This window comes from Paenibacillus sp. UMB7766-LJ446, from assembly GCF_030226665.1.
In the GTDB taxonomy this organism is placed as follows: domain Bacteria; phylum Bacillota; class Bacilli; order Paenibacillales; family Paenibacillaceae; genus Paenibacillus; species Paenibacillus vandeheii.
The window spans coordinates 91,953-110,379 of record NZ_JASOYM010000014.1; the positions used below are offsets into that span (position 1 = coordinate 91,953).

The 18,427-nt window shown below is 44.4% G+C and carries 16 protein-coding genes and 2 pseudogenes; 14 read left to right on the forward strand and 4 right to left on the reverse strand.

Translation table 11 applies throughout. The features are described from left to right. The first annotated feature begins 103 nt into the window (after positions 1-103). Positions 104-4,555, forward strand: coding sequence for an endo-1,4-beta-xylanase (locus QP794_RS27275; RefSeq protein ID WP_285079878.1), 4,452 nt, complete (start codon positions 104-106; stop codon positions 4,553-4,555). A gap of 195 nt (positions 4,556-4,750) precedes the next feature. Here the strand turns inward: QP794_RS27275 and QP794_RS27280 are convergent, their stop codons facing one another. Further along, the gene (locus QP794_RS27280) at positions 4,751-4,957 is read right to left on the reverse strand and encodes a DUF2536 family protein (protein WP_024633494.1); all 207 of its coding nucleotides are present in this window, start codon (positions 4,955-4,957) and stop codon (positions 4,751-4,753) included. A 450-nt stretch (positions 4,958-5,407) separates the two neighbouring features. Between QP794_RS27280 and QP794_RS27285 the strand changes: the two genes are divergently transcribed. After that, positions 5,408-6,385, forward strand: a complete 978-nt coding sequence (locus tag QP794_RS27285; RefSeq protein WP_285079879.1) for a tRNA dihydrouridine synthase — start codon at positions 5,408-5,410, stop codon at positions 6,383-6,385. A gap of 207 nt (positions 6,386-6,592) precedes the next feature. On the opposite strand, the gene QP794_RS27290 is transcribed toward QP794_RS27285, so the two are convergent. Both QP794_RS27290 and QP794_RS27295 read right to left on the reverse strand, forming a co-directional pair. Then, a complete protein-coding gene (locus QP794_RS27290) occupies positions 6,593-6,718 on the reverse strand; it encodes a hypothetical protein (RefSeq protein ID WP_285079880.1) in 126 nt (41 codons plus the stop codon). After that, positions 6,708-7,040 carry a hypothetical protein gene (locus tag QP794_RS27295; RefSeq protein ID WP_285079881.1) on the reverse strand — a complete coding sequence of 111 codons (333 nt, stop codon included), beginning with the start codon at positions 7,038-7,040 and terminating at the stop codon, positions 6,708-6,710. Before QP794_RS27295 ends, QP794_RS27290 begins: the two co-directional genes overlap by 11 nt. 254 nt (positions 7,041-7,294) lie before the next feature. On the opposite strand from QP794_RS27295, the gene QP794_RS27300 reads away from it, so the two are divergent. The 9 genes and pseudogenes from QP794_RS27300 to QP794_RS27340 all read left to right on the forward strand — a co-directional run bounded on the left by QP794_RS27300 (position 7,295) and on the right by QP794_RS27340 (position 13,915). Beyond that, entirely contained in the window at positions 7,295-7,861 is a 567-nt protein-coding gene (locus tag QP794_RS27300) for an SF0329 family protein (RefSeq protein WP_285079882.1), read from the forward strand. Between the two features lie 60 nt (positions 7,862-7,921). Then, positions 7,922-8,626: a demethylmenaquinone methyltransferase gene (locus QP794_RS27305; RefSeq protein ID WP_285079883.1), complete on the forward strand. Its 705-nt coding sequence runs from the start codon at positions 7,922-7,924 to the stop codon at positions 8,624-8,626. A 135-nt stretch (positions 8,627-8,761) separates the two neighbouring features. Continuing rightward, positions 8,762-9,050, forward strand: a pseudogene (locus QP794_RS27310) (NUDIX hydrolase); the annotation flags it as partial. A 13-nt stretch (positions 9,051-9,063) separates the two neighbouring features. Beyond that, entirely contained in the window at positions 9,064-9,210 is a 147-nt protein-coding gene (locus QP794_RS27315) for a histidine phosphatase family protein (RefSeq protein WP_143812670.1), read from the forward strand. Positions 9,211-9,424: 214 nt separating this feature from the next. Further along, on the forward strand, positions 9,425-10,441 hold the full coding sequence (locus QP794_RS27320) for a carbohydrate-binding protein (RefSeq protein ID WP_285079885.1): 1,017 nt from the start codon (positions 9,425-9,427) through the stop codon (positions 10,439-10,441). Between the two features lie 11 nt (positions 10,442-10,452). Beyond that, positions 10,453-10,560 (forward strand): annotated as a pseudogene (locus QP794_RS27325) (tRNA-dihydrouridine synthase); the annotation flags it as partial. A gap of 255 nt (positions 10,561-10,815) precedes the next feature. After that, entirely contained in the window at positions 10,816-11,976 is a 1,161-nt protein-coding gene (locus QP794_RS27330) for a uroporphyrinogen decarboxylase/cobalamine-independent methonine synthase family protein (RefSeq protein ID WP_285079886.1), read from the forward strand. A 279-nt stretch (positions 11,977-12,255) separates the two neighbouring features. Continuing rightward, positions 12,256-12,963, forward strand: a complete 708-nt coding sequence (locus QP794_RS27335) for a DUF7832 domain-containing protein (RefSeq protein ID WP_285079887.1) — start codon at positions 12,256-12,258, stop codon at positions 12,961-12,963. 244 nt (positions 12,964-13,207) lie between these two features. Next, complete coding sequence (locus QP794_RS27340) at positions 13,208-13,915, forward strand: DNA alkylation repair protein (protein ID WP_285079888.1); 708 nt, start codon at positions 13,208-13,210, stop codon at positions 13,913-13,915. A gap of 81 nt (positions 13,916-13,996) precedes the next feature. On the opposite strand, the gene QP794_RS27345 is transcribed toward QP794_RS27340, so the two are convergent. Beyond that, entirely contained in the window at positions 13,997-14,566 is a 570-nt protein-coding gene (locus QP794_RS27345) for a TetR/AcrR family transcriptional regulator (RefSeq protein WP_285079890.1), read from the reverse strand. A gap of 389 nt (positions 14,567-14,955) precedes the next feature. Between QP794_RS27345 and lpdA the strand changes: the two genes are divergently transcribed. The 3 genes from lpdA (at position 14,956) to QP794_RS27360 (ending at position 18,410) form a co-directional block, all read left to right on the forward strand. Next, a complete protein-coding gene (gene lpdA, locus QP794_RS27350; RefSeq protein ID WP_285079891.1) occupies positions 14,956-16,359 on the forward strand; it encodes a dihydrolipoyl dehydrogenase in 1,404 nt (467 codons plus the stop codon). 262 nt (positions 16,360-16,621) lie between these two features. After that, positions 16,622-17,254: a biotin/lipoyl-containing protein gene (locus tag QP794_RS27355; protein ID WP_285079892.1), complete on the forward strand. Its 633-nt coding sequence runs from the start codon at positions 16,622-16,624 to the stop codon at positions 17,252-17,254. Then, positions 17,238-18,410, forward strand: coding sequence for an ABC transporter permease (locus tag QP794_RS27360; protein ID WP_285079893.1), 1,173 nt, complete (start codon positions 17,238-17,240; stop codon positions 18,408-18,410). The genes QP794_RS27355 and QP794_RS27360 overlap by 17 nt, the downstream gene beginning before the upstream one ends. Positions 18,411-18,427 lie beyond the last annotated feature (17 nt).

An 18,427-nucleotide genomic window follows, 5' to 3' on the forward strand; every position in this document is an offset into this window, starting at 1 on the left:
TCATGAAGTGGTATTATCTGGGGTGAAAGGAGGTTGGTTGCAATATATTATGTAAGCGCTTTATATGTTTTATAAAAAATTTGGTGTGGGGGGAATGCTTCGAATGAGGAAATCATTTAAGCAGGTCGTTTCCGGGTTACTCGCAGCGGCTCTGCTTCTTCCGGGCGGCTTGATAGCTCCGACAGTTAGCGCTGCGGATCTAGCGGCATCTAATTCACAAATGGTGTATCAAGAAACATTCCAGAATGGTCAAGGCAAGGCAACTCCATCAGGAGGTGCCCAGCTGAGCGCTGCGACAGGCAAGCCGTTTGAAGGTAATGATGATGGAGCAGCTCTAAAAGTTAGTAACCGATCTAATAACTGGGATGGCGTGGACCTCGCTTTTGATGACCTTGGTTTGTCAGTTGGCAAAGAGTATTCTGTAACCGCTTCCGTTTATGTCGATACGGATTCTAACCCGCCTGTAGCTGGGAAAGCAGTCCTGGAGATTGTATCTAATAAGGGCGTTACTGGCTCAGAGGGATACACTGGAATTAGCTCTGCTGACTTTAAAGCAGGACAAGGCATCACGCTATCCTCCGATCTTTCCGTAACCAGTGTGGACAAGACAGTTTTGCGGATCAAATCGGATGATGCCGGAAAAGGTGTTCCATTCTATATCGGGGATATCACAATTACCCAAGCAGAAGCACCTGCAGAGCCTACTGTAGTCCTTAACCAAAGTTTTGAAGATGGAAATACCGGAGGCTGGGGCAAGCTGTCTTGGGGATCGAACGGGGAGACTGCGGTCGTTAACGACGTAGCCTCCGAAGGTACGAAATCTCTGAAGTTCTTCAACCGGACCGATGAGAAGGCCGTTCCTGCCCTCGAACTTACTGGCAAGATGAAATCGGACCGTAAGTATGATATTTCCCTCAAGGTTAGACTCGGTTCAGGTGAAGGCCAGTTCCATCTGGCTTCCAAGATAGATTCTGAAATATTGTCGGATGGTCAGAAGTATCCTTGGATTATAGGGAACAAACTTGTAACCGCTTCCGAATGGACGCTATTTGAAACCAAAGGCTACGAAGTTCCTTCTAAAACGAATGAGGTCATCATCTATGTTGAACCATCGGACAATACGTTAACCTCGGATATTTACATTGATGAAGTCATCATCACCGATGTAACATCTGATCAAACCGCACCGGAAAATGTAGATAAAACAGGCATCGCTGCCGATTTTGAGAATGGCCTGGATGGATTCAAAGCACGGAACGGCCGTGAAACGGTAGCTCTTTCCCAAGACGATAATCATACATCTGGCGGCAAACAAAGCTTGCTTGTGACGACTACGGCACAATATGATGCAGCCTTGGTTAATGCTGATGGCAAAATGGCAAAGAATCACGAATATGAGCTGTCTGCTTGGGTGAAAATGGCACCTGGACAAGAACCCACAACACTTCGTATAAGTGTTCAATATGCTGAAAGCGGCTTTGCGAACGTTTCACCAAATGCAACCGTTACCGATCAGGAATGGGTACACTTAACGGGTAAGTATACGCTCACCACTACTCCAAGCGTACTCAATGCTTATATTGAAACAGCAAACAACGATGGAGGCAACCGTATCTTTTTCTTGGATGACTTTGCTCTAAAATATGTGGGACCTGTAGCTGCCACACCTCCGATTCAAGAAAATCTTCCTAATATCAAGGATATTTATGAGGATGATTTCCTGATTGGGAATATTGTTAATCCGTCTACATTTGATGAGACTCGGCTCAAGCTTCTTAAGAAGCATCACAATGTCGTCACGTTTGAAAATGACATGAAGCCGGATTATGCATATGACACGGACAGACAATTTGATTTCACCGCAGAAGATGCTCTTGTCCAAAGAGTAAAGGGTGCAGGTCTTGATTTGCACGGTCACGTGCTCGTATGGCATGCGCAGTCACCCACATGGCTTCATACGGCAGAGAGTGGTAAACCATTGAGCCGTGAGGATGCTCTGACCAATCTAAGAACACATGTTAAAACGGTCGTTGAGCACTTTGGTGACCAAGTTATTTCCTGGGATGTTGTCAACGAAGCGATGAACGATAACCCGCCTAATCCGGAAGACTGGAAAAATGCATTGCGTAATTCAGGCTGGTTACAAGCCATCGGCCCTGAATTTATTGAGGAGGCATTCCTTGCGGCAAAAGAAGTCATTGATGAAAACGGTTGGGATATCAAGCTCTACTACAATGACTATAACGACGACAACCAAAATAAAGCTACAGCCATCTACAGCATGGTTAAAGAGATCAATGATAAGTATGCCGCAAATCACCCTGGCGAGAAACTGATTGACGGCATCGGCATGCAAGCCCACTACAATTTGGGTACGAGATTGGACAATGTCAAGATGTCGCTCGAGCGTTTTATATCTTTGGGTATAGAAGTCAGTGTCACCGAGTTGGACATTATGGCAGGCACCAATTCTACAATCACTGAAAAAGAAGCCAAGCAGCAGGCCTATCTGTATGCCCAATTGATGGATCTCTATAAGAAGAACAGCGAGCATATTTCTCGTGTCACCTTCTGGGGATTAAATGACAGCACCAGCTGGAGAGCCGAGCAGAATCCAACCTTGTTCGATAAAAATTTTCAAGCAAAAGAGGCGTTCTACGCGGTCGTTGATCCTGAAAAGTACATGGCGGAAAATCCACCTGAAGAGCTTGAATACAAGAAATCAAGCGCTTATTATGGGACACCGACTATTGATGGCTCCGTAGACAGTGTATGGAGCCAGGCTCCTGAAATGAAACTGGATACGAAGCAAATGGCATGGTCAGGTGCTACAGGAACAGCAAAAGCACTGTGGGATGACGACAATCTGTATGTGTTGGTTCAAGTCAGAGACGATCAACTGAACAAGTCCAACCCGAATGTATGGGAGCAGGATTCCGTCGAAGTATTTGTCGATGAAAATAACGGAAAAACAGCTACCTTCCAAGACGATGATGGACAATACAGAGTGAACTTCGAGAACGCCGCTTCCTTTAATCCTGCGGAAATCGCAGCAGGCTTCGAATCCAAAGTCTCTGTTTCCGGTACCAACTACACCGTTGAAATGAAGATTCCGTTCAAGAAGGTTAAGTCTGCAAACAATGCCAAAATTGGCTTTGATGCGCAGATCAATGATGCCAAAGACGGCAACAGAATCAGCGTGAACGCATGGAACGATCCATCCGGTCAAGGTTACCAAGATACTTCCGTATTCGGTGAATTGACGCTTACTGGGAAACCTTCTTCAGGCGGAAACAATGGCGGAGGCAATAATAGCGGGGGGAACAATGGGGGCGGCAGTGGCGGATCGAACTCCGGGACTACTCAGCAGCCGCGGCCTCAACCAGAGCTTCCAGGCAGCGACTCAGTGATTGTACCGGTAATAAAAGTCGAAAATGGAACAGCCACAGCAACTGTTTCGAGCGATAGCCTTAATAAAGCGATTGAAAAAGCTTCTCCAGGTGCAAATGGCAAGAAGCAGGTTACCATCGAAGTGCCACAGCAGGCCAATGCCCAATCCTATGTGGTGCAGATGCCGACTTCCAGCCTGCAAAGCAACAATAATGTTGAGTTTGTACTTAAGACGGAGAATGCAACACTTCAAATTCCGTCCAACATGCTTTCTAATATTACGGAACAAGCCGATCAAGTCTCTATTCAGATTAACAAAGTCTCGGCAGATGGTCTGAGCGCAGATGTTCGCGCTATTGTGGGCAGCCGTCCGGTGATCGATCTAAGCGTAAAAGCTGGTGACCGTGTCCTTGCCTGGAACAACCCAGCGGTACCTATAACGGTATCTATTCAGTACACTCCTGCTGCACAGGAGCTTGTCAACGGACATCAGATCGTGATTCTTTACATTGACAAACAAGGACAGGCAACAGCCGTACCAAGCGGACGCTATGATGCTAAATCCGGCTCGATGGTGTTTAAAACAACTCATTTCAGCACCTATGCTGTAGCCTACGTAACCAAGTCTTTTGCGGATGTGCAAAAGGTCCTATGGGCAAAACAAGCAGTCGAAGCGATGGCTGCACGCGATATTATTAAAGGGATCTCTGATGGCAGCTTCGCTCCTGCAGCTTCTATCACGAGAGCAGACTTTATCACCTTGCTTGTCAGAGCACTTGAGTTGAAGGGTCTGGGCACGAACACGGCAGCCTTCAGCGATGTACAGCCAAGTGCCCACTATGCACGGGCCGTGGCTATTGCCAAAGAACTTGGAATTGCCTCTGGATTCGAAGACAACACATTCAAACCAGACAGCAGCATTTCTCGTCAAGACATGATGGTTCTTACGGCAAAAGCCCTGAAAGCAGCTGGTAAGCAATCTGCCGGCAGTGGAAGTCTAGCTCCTTATTCCGATGCTGCAAACATTTCCACTTACGCGATGGATAGTGTAGCTTCCCTTGTAGGAAGCGGAATTGTCAACGGCAAAGATGGCAAAATCGCACCAGCCGAACCATTGACGCGTGCTGAAGCAGCAGTGGTTCTCTACCGGATCTGGGAAATGTAAATGTAAAGTTTAATTAAATCGGCTGATAAAAAAGACTACCCTCGTATGTTATCTAGTCGGGGGTAGTTTTACTTTTTTATATCTAATGCTCGGCGGTGGAGAGAATGTAGATACCACCTTTGGCGGATTCCCCCATGGATTCCGTAACGACCGGGTCTACTTTTGTAATGGGAGCTAGTATTAAAAACTCGTCCATCACTCTGCGGAAAAATGCACAACTGCACTATATAACATTTTGTTGCGAAGCGGGTCGAAAGTCACTTGATGCTGAACATGCTTCACCCGGAGCAGAAGCGCTTTGTTCATTCCGATTCGTTCTTCGATCGCTCGTTCCAGTTCACGGAAGTCATAAGCCTGCAGGCATTCGACTTTGTCTTTAATAATATCCAGCGTAATTTCCATGTTTAATTCAGGCCTCCTCCAAATCACGATTTGCAGGTTTTAAAGCCTGCCGAGCTTCATTTTAGAGGAGCTTCTCCAGTTCGGCAAGAGTAATCGCCCAAAAAGTTAACGATGGAAGAAGCTTGTTTTCTATTATGAAGACCGAAACGAGAAAGTTAAGTTGTGGTTCTATTGTTCTACTGATGAACTCGTGCTGAAAATTACACTAATACGTGATAAAATCGGGAAAGGTGAATTCCGAAGATTTATTGGAAGCAATAACATAAACTGATGTTTGAACGAAGTTACATTTGTATGGTACAAGTGAAGAAGCAGCAAGGACATCAAAATGTAAATTGCAACGAAACTGCTAATGCTAATGTAAATGATAAACATACAGATGCATGAGTTCGGATTTTTACTATTAATAAGGACATAGACTGTCCTCGAAGGTATAGAGGAGTTTTTGATATGACAGAAAATTTTTGGCGTGATTTGCCACGACCATTTTTTATACTTGCACCCATGGAAGATGTAACGGATGTTGTATTTCGACATGTCGTAAGTGAAGCGGGCAGACCGGATGTGTTTTTTACCGAGTTTGCGAATACAGAGAGTTATTGTCACCCGGAGGGGAACAAAAGTGTGCGCGGGCGTTTGACTTTTACGGAAGATGAACAGCCCATTGTGGCCCATATCTGGGGAGACAAGCCTGAATTTTTCCGTGAGATGAGTATCGGGATGGCGAAAGAAGGCTTTAAAGGCATCGACATTAATATGGGTTGTCCTGTAGCGAATGTAGCACAGAATGGGAAAGGAAGCGGGCTGATCTGTCGTCCCGAAATCGCAGCGGAGATCATTCAGGCTGCCAAAGCGGGGGGGCTCCCCGTCAGTGTAAAAACAAGGCTAGGTTTCACGGCTGTGGACGAATGGCGCGACTGGTTGAACCATATTTTGCAACAAGACATTGTGAATCTGTCTATTCACTTGCGGACGAGAGAGGAAATGAGTAAAGTAGACGCTCACTGGGAACTGATTCCGGAGATTAAGAAACTTCGTGATGAGATAGCACCAGATACACTTCTCACGATTAACGGAGATATTCCTGACCGTCAGACCGGCTTGAAACTCGTTGAGCAATATGGTGTGGATGGCATTATGATTGGGCGTGGTATTTTCCAGAATCCGTTTGCTTTTGAGAAAGAGCCGAAGGAACACACTAGTGAAGAATTCCTTGATCTGCTACGGCTGCATTTGGATCTCTTTGATCAATATTCAGGACAGGAGCCACGTTCGTTCAGCCCGCTTGCCCGCTTCTTTAAAATATATGTCCGGGGATTTCGAGGAGCAAGTGAGCTCAGGAATAGCTTGATGAACGCGAAATCAACAAATGAAGTGCGTGCTTTGCTCGATGAATTTGGAAGTAAGGAACACGATGAGGCGGAGTAACGTGGAAGTTAACATCTCTTTGTTAAGGGAATGTGCGAAATGGGAGAGGGAAGACTGGAAATCCATGTGACTGTTTGAAATATAATTAAAGCTAAACAGCAATTCTTCCAAATAATTTTGGGAGAAAGCAGTTTAGCTTTTTTGCATTATTTCTAATTCAATAGATAAAGAATAAGCCCGCGATTTTATTGAAAAAGGCCTAGGGCATTAACGCGTATACTCCAGTTGTGCCATCGCGAGGGGCTGAGGATTAGCAAGCACCCATAACACCGCCAACTCGCATAATCTAGCAGGCGCATCATAATCCGATCCATTGCGAAGTTTACCGGCCAAGTCTGCTGCCTCTTGGAGAAGTACCGGAGCTAATGGCGCACCACTGCCAAGGTGCCGAGTCAGCGCATCCAGTCTTACGATACTCAGCATCCCAGTTTCCACCGCCATTATTCAATACTTCATGAGAGACGCGTCCTGTGATGCGGATCACCTCTCCCTGCACCGTTTGCGCATGGCCCTGAGGCGGGATGAGATATTCCCAAAGCTCTTGGTGCTGTTTGGACCAGGTGGTTGCAGTTATCTGAATGGGGGCAGTTCCATCGTTCATAGCCGGGGTGACCGATGCTCCGGCATTCAGCAGAATCGCGGAGATCTCCGCCATGTTGACAATAGCACTATTCCTGCAATTGACTAACCCCTTAGCTAAGGGGGGATTCCCCTGTTTATTCTCTATGTTGATATTAGCACCTTGGGTTACCAATTCCTGTTTCTATATCAATAGGAGAGGCCATTTCGTGGTGCTGTGTTATACTTTAGGTGAATGTCGTTATTGGAATTAGAGAGGTACATGTAGATGTTTAATTTAAGATGTCTGCCGCCATTCGAGCGGTAGGCTTATTGAAAATAGGAGGATCTATGTCCTGGAGTAAATTGAAGCAACAGCTGGAGAGTTTTCTCAGTCCTACGTTAGCTGGAAGAGTTGAATATCGCGCAACCGGTTATCGCTATTCACCTGATAAAGCAGGGCTTTGTTATATTTCGGTAGATAAAAAGAACGTACTCAATATGAGTGATAAAACCAGCTCAATCAGATGGTATCAGACGGAGCTGGAAATTAAGAATGATCCCAATATCGAAATTCCGATCAGCGATGATGAATTGGAAGCCGTCAGAAAGGAAACAAAAGGGACCGTTCCAGAGGATCGTCTAAACGTAATTGCAAGAAATAGAAAAGTATCCGTACTCTCAAAGGGGCTTTTGTCAGAACAGGCTGCATTAAGTAAATCCAATTTTGTCGCTACAGCGAATAAGTTCTTATCTACTTCTATAGAAGAAAGCATAGAGAGCGATGATATCTTATTGAATATTCTAGCTTTGATAGACAGACGAGTTGGCAAAAAGCGGATTTTAAACATGGGAGATATGATGAAGTTAAAGCATCCGATTGTGCAATATTTTTATGAACTGCGGCGCAGTGCGTGATGAGAATAAATAATGTTCGTTGAAAGAATCATATTGCACTTGTGGAAGAGAGGGAATTTCATGTCTGAACAAACAAAGTCGGAAAGAGTTCATCAGGTATTTGAAAAGATATCGGATCAATACGACTCGATGAACTCGGTCATCACGTTCAGGAGACATATCGCATGGCGCCATGATGTTATGAAACGGATGAATGTGAAAGTAGGTAGTAAAGCTCTTGATGTGTGCACTGGAACCGGGGATTGGGCGATTGCTTTAGCAAATGCTGTTGGAACGTATGGAGAAGTCATTGGATTAGATTTTAGCCAAAACATGCTCAGAATAGCACAAGATAAGCAAGAGCAACAAGCTTTAAAGCAGCTTACACTTATCCAGGGAAATGCCATGGAGCTTCCTTTTGAAGATGATTCATTTGATTATGTAACCATTGGTTTTGGTTTAAGAAATGTACCCGATTATTCCACCGTACTGCGGGAGATGTATCGAGTAACTAAACCAGGCGGACAAGTCGTTTGTTTAGAAACATCCCAACCCACATTAATCGGTTATAGACAAGCATCCCTCTTTTATGTTCGCTATATCATGCCCTTGCTTGGAAAGTTTATTGCCAAAAGTTATGATGAATACTCATGGTTACAAGAATCAGCCCGTCATTTTCCCAATAAAAATGCACTGAAACAAATGTTTTTGGAAGCGGGATTTTCCAAAGTAGATGTAAAAAGCTATAGTGGTGGTGTCGCGGCAATGCATAAGGCGATAAAATAGATAATAGAAAGAGGGGTATCGCCCCTAGGCAGAGCATTGCCCAAGGTAAAACAACGGTTTCAGCACCGGCTCAGTCCGTTATCAATCAGAATCAGACTTCGTTAGAGTTGGCGAAGACAGCCTTGGCCAATTGCAAGAGAAAACGAAGAAGAGACAGGACTTAACACTAAAGTTTCTAAGTTATTATACATATGCGATAAACCGGATGCTTCGCCTTCACTAATACACATAACGTTCCTACTCGAAAACATAGGTGGGGAAATACGCTTCCCATCGAACGAGTTTGATTATAAGTGGTATGGAGATGGTTCCGATCCAAAAACTTGCAGCTTATGGATTCTCAGAGAATTTTATGGCGATTGTTCAAAAAGGCTTTCCTGAGTCAGGAAGCTACAAAGGTCTAAAAAGCAACATTGGCTTATAGGGAGGACCGACGAATGAAAAATATTTATGTTGTTCGACATTGTAAAGCAGACGGGCAAGCTCCTGACGCTCAATTAAGTGCGATTGGTGCTGAACAAGCGGAAAAACTTGCTGGATTTCTCTCGAACAAAGATATCGATTATATCATCTCAAGTCCATAGTCTTTCTTCTGTTTTTAGCACGACTTTAATTACCTTTTTGGTCCCGATCTTCATATCCTCCTACCGTTGTATTGTTTGAATTGTAATAATCTGATTAAAAAAATTGTGGAATTAATTTAGAAAATGGAAATAAAATAAGATAATAGTACATTCAAAATCTGTGGCATGTCTCACGGGAGCGCTACAGATAAATAAAAAACAAGGAGGTTTGAAAATGATTAATAAAAGGTTTCCTTTTAATCCCTTATCACTTTTGGTAGTTTTAGCAGTATTTCTATCCACATTCTGTGTAGCCCTACCGTCAGTAAACGCAGCCGCTAGAGGAGCATGGGCTCCAAATACCACATATGCAGTAAATGACACAGTAACCTATAGTGGAAGCACTTATACCTGTCTTCAGGCACATACTTCTCTCGTAGGTTGGGAACCGTCCAATGTTCCTGCTTTATGGCAGAAAGACGGTAGTGGCGGAACTACGCCACCAACCACACCACCGACAACGAACGGAGTAACATTCTATGCAGATATAAACTATGGAGGAAAAGCAGTGACACTCGGGATAGGCAATTATACACTGTCTCAGTTGAACACAAACGGAATTCCGAATGACTGGATGTCGTCTCTTAAGGTTCCAAGCGGTTGGACGGTTGAAGTATATGAGAATGATAATTTTGGAGGAACAAAGTGGACCTTTACTTCAGATTCTTCCTGGGTTGGCAACACGATCAATGACAAAATGTCATCGGTCAAGATTTATACGGGTTCAACATCTCCTACAGTAACAAAGCCTGCCGAGGTTCCAAGCCATATCTGGACATATGTCATCAATGCGGACAATACCTATGGGAAAGGCGGAGATTTTGCTTTACTGCTAAGTGCTGTTATCAAAAAGGAAAGCAGCTTTGGAGCAGGTTTACCAGGTAGTCCATCGGCCGGCGACGGATTGATGCAGGTAGAACCAAACACACGCAATGCGTATTTATCTCAATTCAGCTCAAAATTTGGCCGTGCGTATAATCATAGCAGTGAACAAGATCAGGTATATCTGGGCGCATTGATTTTAAATGAGAAGATTACGAAGTTTGGAAATATCTACAACGGATTATTACACTACAACGGTGGAGATAACTGGTATCCGGGAGCTACGGATTCTTATGGCCGTCCTATTCTGGCAGATCAATATGCAAATGCAGTTTACGCTACTTATAAGGGCTATGGCGGTAAGAATTAAGGTGTTACATTGAACAGCCGATGGTAGCCCATATCTGGGGAGATAAGCCGGAATACTTTCGTCAAATGAGTATCGGCATGGCGAAAGAAGGGTTTAAAGTCATCAATATTAATATGGGTTATATTCATAAATTTGGAATTAATGGTCATGTTGAGGTAGATGAACACGGAAATTAAATGGACAGTCGATAATATTTTTGGAAAACATGGCCGACTTGGCTGTGTTTTTTCTTTTGGAAACATTCAGTATCAAAAGTAATCTTAGCAGTCATTCTAGTTATAGCTTCTAGCTATAACTAGTTATGGTTTTTAAGTATCTCTTCTAACCTCGCTTGGCGTGATATGATAATCGTATACAACGAGGGGGTTTTTTACATGACTGATAAGTTCCAGATCGTAGGGAGTTTGTTGCGGCCCGATGAGCTGCTGACATATAAAACGCAAATTGAACATCGTGATGATATCCAATATCCATTCTATGAAAGCTTCGAAGGTTATGAGAAATGCGAGACGGAGGCAATCCAACAGGTTGTGAAGAAGGAGATCGAGCATGACCTGTCGATCATTACAGATGGCGAGTTCTCCAAATCGATGTGGCATCTGGATTTTGTGTGGGGCTTTGGTGGAGTTGAGCGTTATATTGCAGACCATGGCTATTTTTTCCGTGATGTGGATGGATCTTCAAAATATGAAACACGCAAAGATATCGGCTTGCGTATTACGGGCGAACTGAGCGGAAAGAATCATCATTTCATTCAACTGTTCAAACAGTTGCAAGACACGGCTGGTGACCAGCAAACGAAACTTTGCGTACCATCACCATCCCATATCTTCGGTGAACTTTCCTGGTCGGATAATATTGGCGGCACGGATGCTGTTTATCAGAACATTCAGGATCTCAAAGCGGGTCTTGTGAAGGCATATAAGGAATTTGTGGAAGAATTCGCTGCGGTAGGCGGTAAAATCCTGCAATTTGATGATTGCCTGTGGGAGCTTTTTGCAGACGACAACCCGAACTCTCCATTTACAGGGGAGCATATTAATCAAGAAGAAGTACAAGGTCTCGCTACAGAATTTATTGATATTAACAATACTGTGATTGACATCGGTCATAGCCTGGGCTTAAAAATGTGGACACACAATTGCCGCGGAAACTATGATTCCCGCAACATGGGCGGCGGATCTTACGCGAAAATCGCTAATCTGTTTCTGAAGCAGTTGAAATATGATCGCTTCTTCCTGGAATGGGATGATGATCGCGCGGGTTCTATCGAAGCATTGGAAGTTTTCAAGGACAGACCGGAAACGGAGATTGTACTCGGTTTGTTATCGTCCAAAACAAGTACACTTGATGATGAAGCACGTGTCGTACGTTTGTTGGACGAAGCATCCAAAATCATCGATAAGGATCGCCTGTTATTGTCCCATCAATGCGGTTTTGCATCCTGCGATGGTGGTAACGAACTAAGCGAAGCCGAACAATGGGCAAAGATCGATCAAGGCCAAAAGATTGCCAAGCAGTACTGGGAAAACTAAATTTCGAATAGCAGCATCTTGAACTAAAAGGGATGACTCGTAGCGCCAGCAATGGACCTGCGAGGCATCTCTATTTTTTTATACAGCGGTTTTGTCCCAATATATCGTACTTTCTTGCTCAACGTTGTGGCTCTTCTCAAATCGTAATGGATAAATCTCGCATTAGAATGAGTTGTATAGAGTAACTCATGTTAGTCTTTCAAAATTTTGATATCATAGAGGTGGATGCTAATCACCCGACATATGTGGAATTGTTAGCATTATTAGTGAGGTGAGAAGATGGAAAAGATCGAGCTTGTATTGATCAAACCAGGAAAGAAGTTTACGGATTATCGACATTTCATCATTACGGAAGCAACAGAGGTATGCATTCTTAATATCATTAAAGGCCGATTATATCCTGATAAGAAGACGATGAATCCGACATACGAACCCTATCCTACCAAGCAGGATACCGTTGATCGACTGAATGAACTAGCTAATGAACTGAGAATTAAAGGTTTTGTGGAGACGCAGATAGACGTCTTGTTTCAGATCCCGGAAAAAGAAATATATGTGTACGACAAAGCGAAGTGGCATTATGAGGGAGACTTTCCAAAAGAACTGGACAGCACTCAAGCCTATGTTCCAACGGGCATGTTCATCACGTGGTTAATCAAAAACGATATGATTGGCAAACGAAGTGCTATAAACGATGCATCAGATATCGATCTTGTGAAACGGAATGAAATGACAGGTGCTCAGTTCTATCGCAAGAACTGGGATGGTGTGCTCAGCTCGAAGGAACTGTCGGAGGAAGCGGATACCTTTACGTGTGAATACTTAGATATCCATAAAGACCTATACACGGCTGTTGATTTTACTAACGTATTGGCAGCTGGATTGCCAACAATCTACCATGTGCAAGATTCCATGGAGAACTATCACATCATTGAGCCGATGATTACTGAACGTTATCGGGAATGGAAAAGTCGTCAAAGACTGTAAACCAAGGATGTTAACAAGGAAAATAACTATCAATAATGGGCCACTGCTTTTCAGAGTAGTGGTTATTTGTGTACAAACGATATGTTGGAATGGGAGTGAATTTAGTGGAATCTGGATGTATGGCGTGACAACAGGCTGTGATACAATGAAAATGAAATTGTTGTACGGATCATCTCGGAAGCTTTATTCCCTATAAACGACAAATTAGAAATATATATGTCCTATGAAAAAGGAGTTTTGCACAATGAATTTGGAAGAGGTTATGCAAGAGCTTGAAGCGCTCGGGAAAGAACGAACAAAGAAAATATATATGTCCAATGGCGCACAGGAACCGCTTTTTGGAGTAGCAACCGGGGCGATGAAACCAATCGCGAAGAAAATAAAAAAGGATCAACCTTTGGCTGAGCTGCTTTACGCTACGGGGAACTATGATGCCATGTACTTTGCTGGCGTCATTGCCGATCCCAAAACGATGACGGAAGCTGATTTTGACCGTTGGATCGATGCAGCTTATTTTTACATGATCTCTGACTTCATCGTTTCCGTCACGTTGTCGGAGACGGATATTGCCCAAACGGTTTCGGACAAGTGGATTGCGAGCGGGGATGATTTGAAAATGTCAGCAGGCTGGAGCTGTTATTGCTGGTTACTCGGAAGCCGGAAGGATGCTGAGTTTTCCGAAAGTAAGCTGAACGATATGCTTAAACAGGTAGAGCAAACGATCCACGAATCACCAGAACGCACCAAGTATTCGATGAACAACTTCCTGTACACCGTCGCGACATCCTATCAACCGCTGCACGATCAGGCAGTGGAGACGGCCAAGGCCATAGGACCTGTTGAAGTCAACAAAGACAAGCCAAAGAGCAAGCTGCTGCATGCCTCTGCGAATATTCAACAGGCAGTGGAAAAGGGGCGTACTGGATTCAAGCGTAAATATGTAAGATGCTAATTTGAATAGTTGTCGGGTAAAAGGATTTGTACAAAAGTTTACAGAAAACACGCCACTATGGACGTGTTTTTTTTATGTTTTCTAACCTTTCATAACCATTTCTTTGGCTTGCTGCCTGCCCGCCGCGAGAAAGCTGTCGCTCAGTTCAGGATCACTAACAGAGCGTGCAAGAACAAGCGAGCCGACTAATGTACTAAATAGTGCACGACTTTTGGACACATCCATATCTGCCAGATTGGAGATAAAAGCAATCATCCGTTCCAGTTCATGAGTGAATACCTGCCGGACCTCTTCAGAGGAGCGGGATATTTCGCTGGAAAGGGCAGGGAAAATGCAACTCATTTCTGTTTTGTCGCGATGATAGGGACTGAGATAATAATCGATGACTGTATCGATTTTGGGGTTCTGCTCTTCCTGATCCGCGACTTTCTGAAGAAGTGCGATGGTATCGCTAATGGCATATTCGCAGGCTTCGGCGACCAGTTGTTCCTTGTTGTCAAAGTGTGAATAGAAGCCCCCATGAGTCAATCCGGCTCCCTTCATAATGAACGGCACACTGACGTCCTGGATACCATTGGTGCGAAAAGCCCGCGCAGCACTCTCCACAATTTTACCTCGTACTTTTATTTTATGGCCTTTGGGATAGGGCATTGTCATTCACTCCATAGCTTCATCATTCTATAGAAATTGAACTGAAAAATATTTACACTTTCCACTCCGATGACAGAACAACCTTCTGATCGCTGTTATCCCCAGATTTTTTTGATTCCCTTTTCCAAAAGGGAAAATCCGGTGATAAAGGCGAACGCTTCGCTTCCTCAGGTTATTTCTGTCCTCTCCGTTCTCGTGTAAATGTGTAGTTCAATTTCTATACTTTTAAAATATTATAGTTATCATAATAAAGCCTGTCAATTTGGCGACTGGATATCTGTTGATTTACAAAAGGGCAAATACGGTTGTTGACGGCCTTAAAATATGATGGTTATAATATATTATGATCATCATATTTTAAATCGCTTCAATTCAGGAGGTATCAGGATATGAGTAAGCTTGAATCTGTAGATACGTTAGTTATTGGATCAGGTCCAGGAGGGTATGTGGCAGCGCTTCGTTCTGCGCAACTGGGGATGAAGACGGCAATTGTCGAACGTAAACAGCTTGGTGGAGTATGTACGCATGTGGGTTGCATACCATCCAAAGCTTTAATTGCGGAATCACATCGCTATGAGTTGCTCAGACAGTTCAATCCAATTGACGCGGCAGCGACATTTAAGAATGCACAGCATTTTAAACAGGGGGTTGTGAATAAACAGGCAGGTGGCGTCCACTATTTGTTAAAGAATGCGGGTGTAACCATTCTCGAAGGAGAGGCCAGTCAGGTGGATGAACATACATCGCTGATCCAGCAAGCTGGACAGGAGCAGAGCATTTCTTTTAAAAACCTCATACTGGCAACGGGATCTCGTCCGATTGAGCTGCCAGCGTTTCCGGTTGGAGGACGTATCTTGTCTTCCACAGAAGCACTGTCTCTGGCGGAGGTGCCGAGTAGCCTGGTTGTTATTGGCGGAGGTTATATTGGTGTGGAGCTTGGGCAGATGTATGCCAAATTTGGAACAAAGGTAACGATTCTGGAGGGAGGAGCACACGTATTGCCCGGATTTGAGCCGGAACTCGCAGCCCCTGTAGTCAAACAACTGAAGGCGGATGGTATCCAGATCGTAACCGGAGCGATTGCTGAAAAGGTGGAGCAGAATGCCGATTCCATTACACTGCATTATTCGAAAAATCAGGAGCAGTACCAGGTTGCTGCGGAATATGTATTGGTCACGATCGGCAGGAAACCCAATACAGATGGCCAGTTAGGACTGGAGCGAATGGGCTTGCCAGTGACCAGCAAAGGGCTGGTTGAAACGGATGAACAGTGCAGAACAATGATCCCCCATATCTATGCCATTGGAGATATTACAACCGGTCCGGCACTCGCTCACAAGGCATCCTATGAAGCCAAAGTAGCGGCAGAGGCCATTGCTGGCCTTACCTCCAAAGTGGATTACAAGGTGATTCCGCTGGTCGTCTTTTCCGATCCGGAGCTGTCCAGTGTTGGAGTAAGTGAGACAGAAGCGAAAGCACAATCCATTCCAGTAGTTATTGGAAAATCTTCTTTTGGGATCAACGGAAGAGCATTGGCTTTAAGAGAAACCGAAGGATTTGTAAAAATTGTAGCTGATCCGACCTCGGGAATCGTTATTGGCGCACAAATCGTTGGCGTGGAGGCATCCACACTGATATCGGAGCTTGCTCTCGCAATTGAGATGGGTGCGACCGTGGAAGACTTGGCTATGACGATTCATCCCCATCCCACTTTGGGCGAAGTCATCATGGAAGCTGCCGAGAATGCGGTCACTAAAATGATAATGAAAAGCAAACATGCGCAGCAAAGTTAACTATATAAATTGAACTAAACATTTACACAAAACGGAGAGGACAGAAAGAACCTGAAGAAGCGGAGCTAAAAGCTTTCTGAAAGAAAGCTGCATCGGAAGCATATGCTTCGCCTTTATCCCCGGATTTACCCCTTTTTAAAAGGAATCAAAAAATCTGGGGATAACAGCGATCGGAAGGTTGTTCTGTCATCGGAGTGTCCAGTGTAAATATTCTTTAGTTCAACTTATATATACGAGGAATTAGAATGGGAGAGATAAAAGAATGAAGATAAAAGCAGGTTTGTATATCGGAATTGCGCTGGTGCTCATTGCTGGAGGTTCACTTCTGGCTGTGAAAGGAAAGGATGCGGTAAGTCAGGCGGAGAGCAGGAAACAAGGCATACTTGAGGCAGAGCAAACGACATTATTTTATCAAAATAGTCCTGGGGCGATTATAGAGGCGGGTGCATCTGCAGGTGACTCTGTGAAAGAGGGAGAGGTGTTGATCAAAGTAAAATCAGCTGAGGAAGGAGAAGTGGATGTACTCGCACCGTATGACGGATTGGTCGACCGAGTTACTATAAAGCAGGGGGACCAAGTACAACCAGGAGTTCCGCTGGCGATTCTGCAAAAGAATAACTATTACACAGATCTCTATGTGCAGGAAAGTGAAATTCAAAAGCTTGAAGTGAATCAAAGCATTGATGTTCATTTTCCGTATTTGGATCAGCCAACACAGGTGAGCGGGGTTGTTACTTCCATCTCATCTGCCCCACAGTTTGCGAGCTTGCGTATGTCGCGCGAAAAAGGGCAAGCCGATCTAAGTATGTATCTGGTCCGAATATCGATGGATTCGAATGCTGATTTGCTTCCGGGGATGACAGCAGAGGTGAAACTTGATGAAATCACTGATTGATGAGTGGAAATACGTATTGGGCAGCAAGTATGTTCGACTGATCTTTATTGGTCCGATTATAGCAGCCCTATTTTTTGGTTTGATGTTTTCACAGAATCAAATTAGCAAATCGCCAGTTGTTATCATAGATGAGGATCATAGTGAATATTCACGGCAGCTGATCTCCAAAATAAATGCGTCACAATACATGAGCGTCAAAAGTGTGTATGCCAGCCGAATGAGTCCGGAAACATTGCTTGCCAATGAACAGGCTGTAGCCGTTATTATGCTCCCCAATCAGTTGGGATTGCGTCAACAACAAGGGAAATCGACGAATATCGGCATCTTGCTGGATAACACGATGCCCTCTGGGCTAACCGGGATTCGGACCGCGATTCAGGAGATTATCCAGACAGAGAATATGACCCTTTCCATGACACGTCTCGTCCAGAAAGGAATGGATGCCGAAACAGCTAAAGGAATCGTGTCGCCGTTATCCCTTCAGCAGCGGATGCTGTTTAATCCAACCTCCAGTTATGTTGGTTTTATGGTGCTTGGCTTTGTGAATATTGTAGTATTGATGATAACGACAAGCGCAGCGGGCTCGATAACGCCTCGGCTGCGTCAGGAAGGGAAGCTGTTTGCAAACGGAAAGTCACCTTTCCAGCTATGGATACGGTGTGTACCTTATGCTGTGTTGAGTTCCCTTTCACTGCTGCTATCCTATGGATTGTTAAAGCAGGTGGGGGGAATGCGATTTGAAGCGGAGCCTTATCTTTTTATCATCCCACTGGTTATTTATGCCTTCGCCTTGTCACTCCTGGGTATGTTCATTGGATACACTGCCAGAGACATGTCCAAAGTCAGTCTACGAACCAGTTTTGTATTGTATCCGTCCTTTTTGGCTACGGGAATTCAACTAACGCCGCTGGCATTTCCAGAACCGTTTCAAATTTTCGCATGGGCATTACCAATGAACTGGCTTAACCGTCTGATTCGCGGAATGGCTTTTCGGAACGGGGAGCTGGCAGCCTACAATCAGGAGTTGGGGGCATTGCTGATTATTATTGGCGTAGTGTCACTTTTGATGGGATTACTGTTTCTGCGTGAAGCGGGGAAAATTCCTCCCAGCCGTGAACTACTGTTGAATGCAGATGTGTTGCCGAGCAGCAGTTAATCGAAAAGATAAGCAGT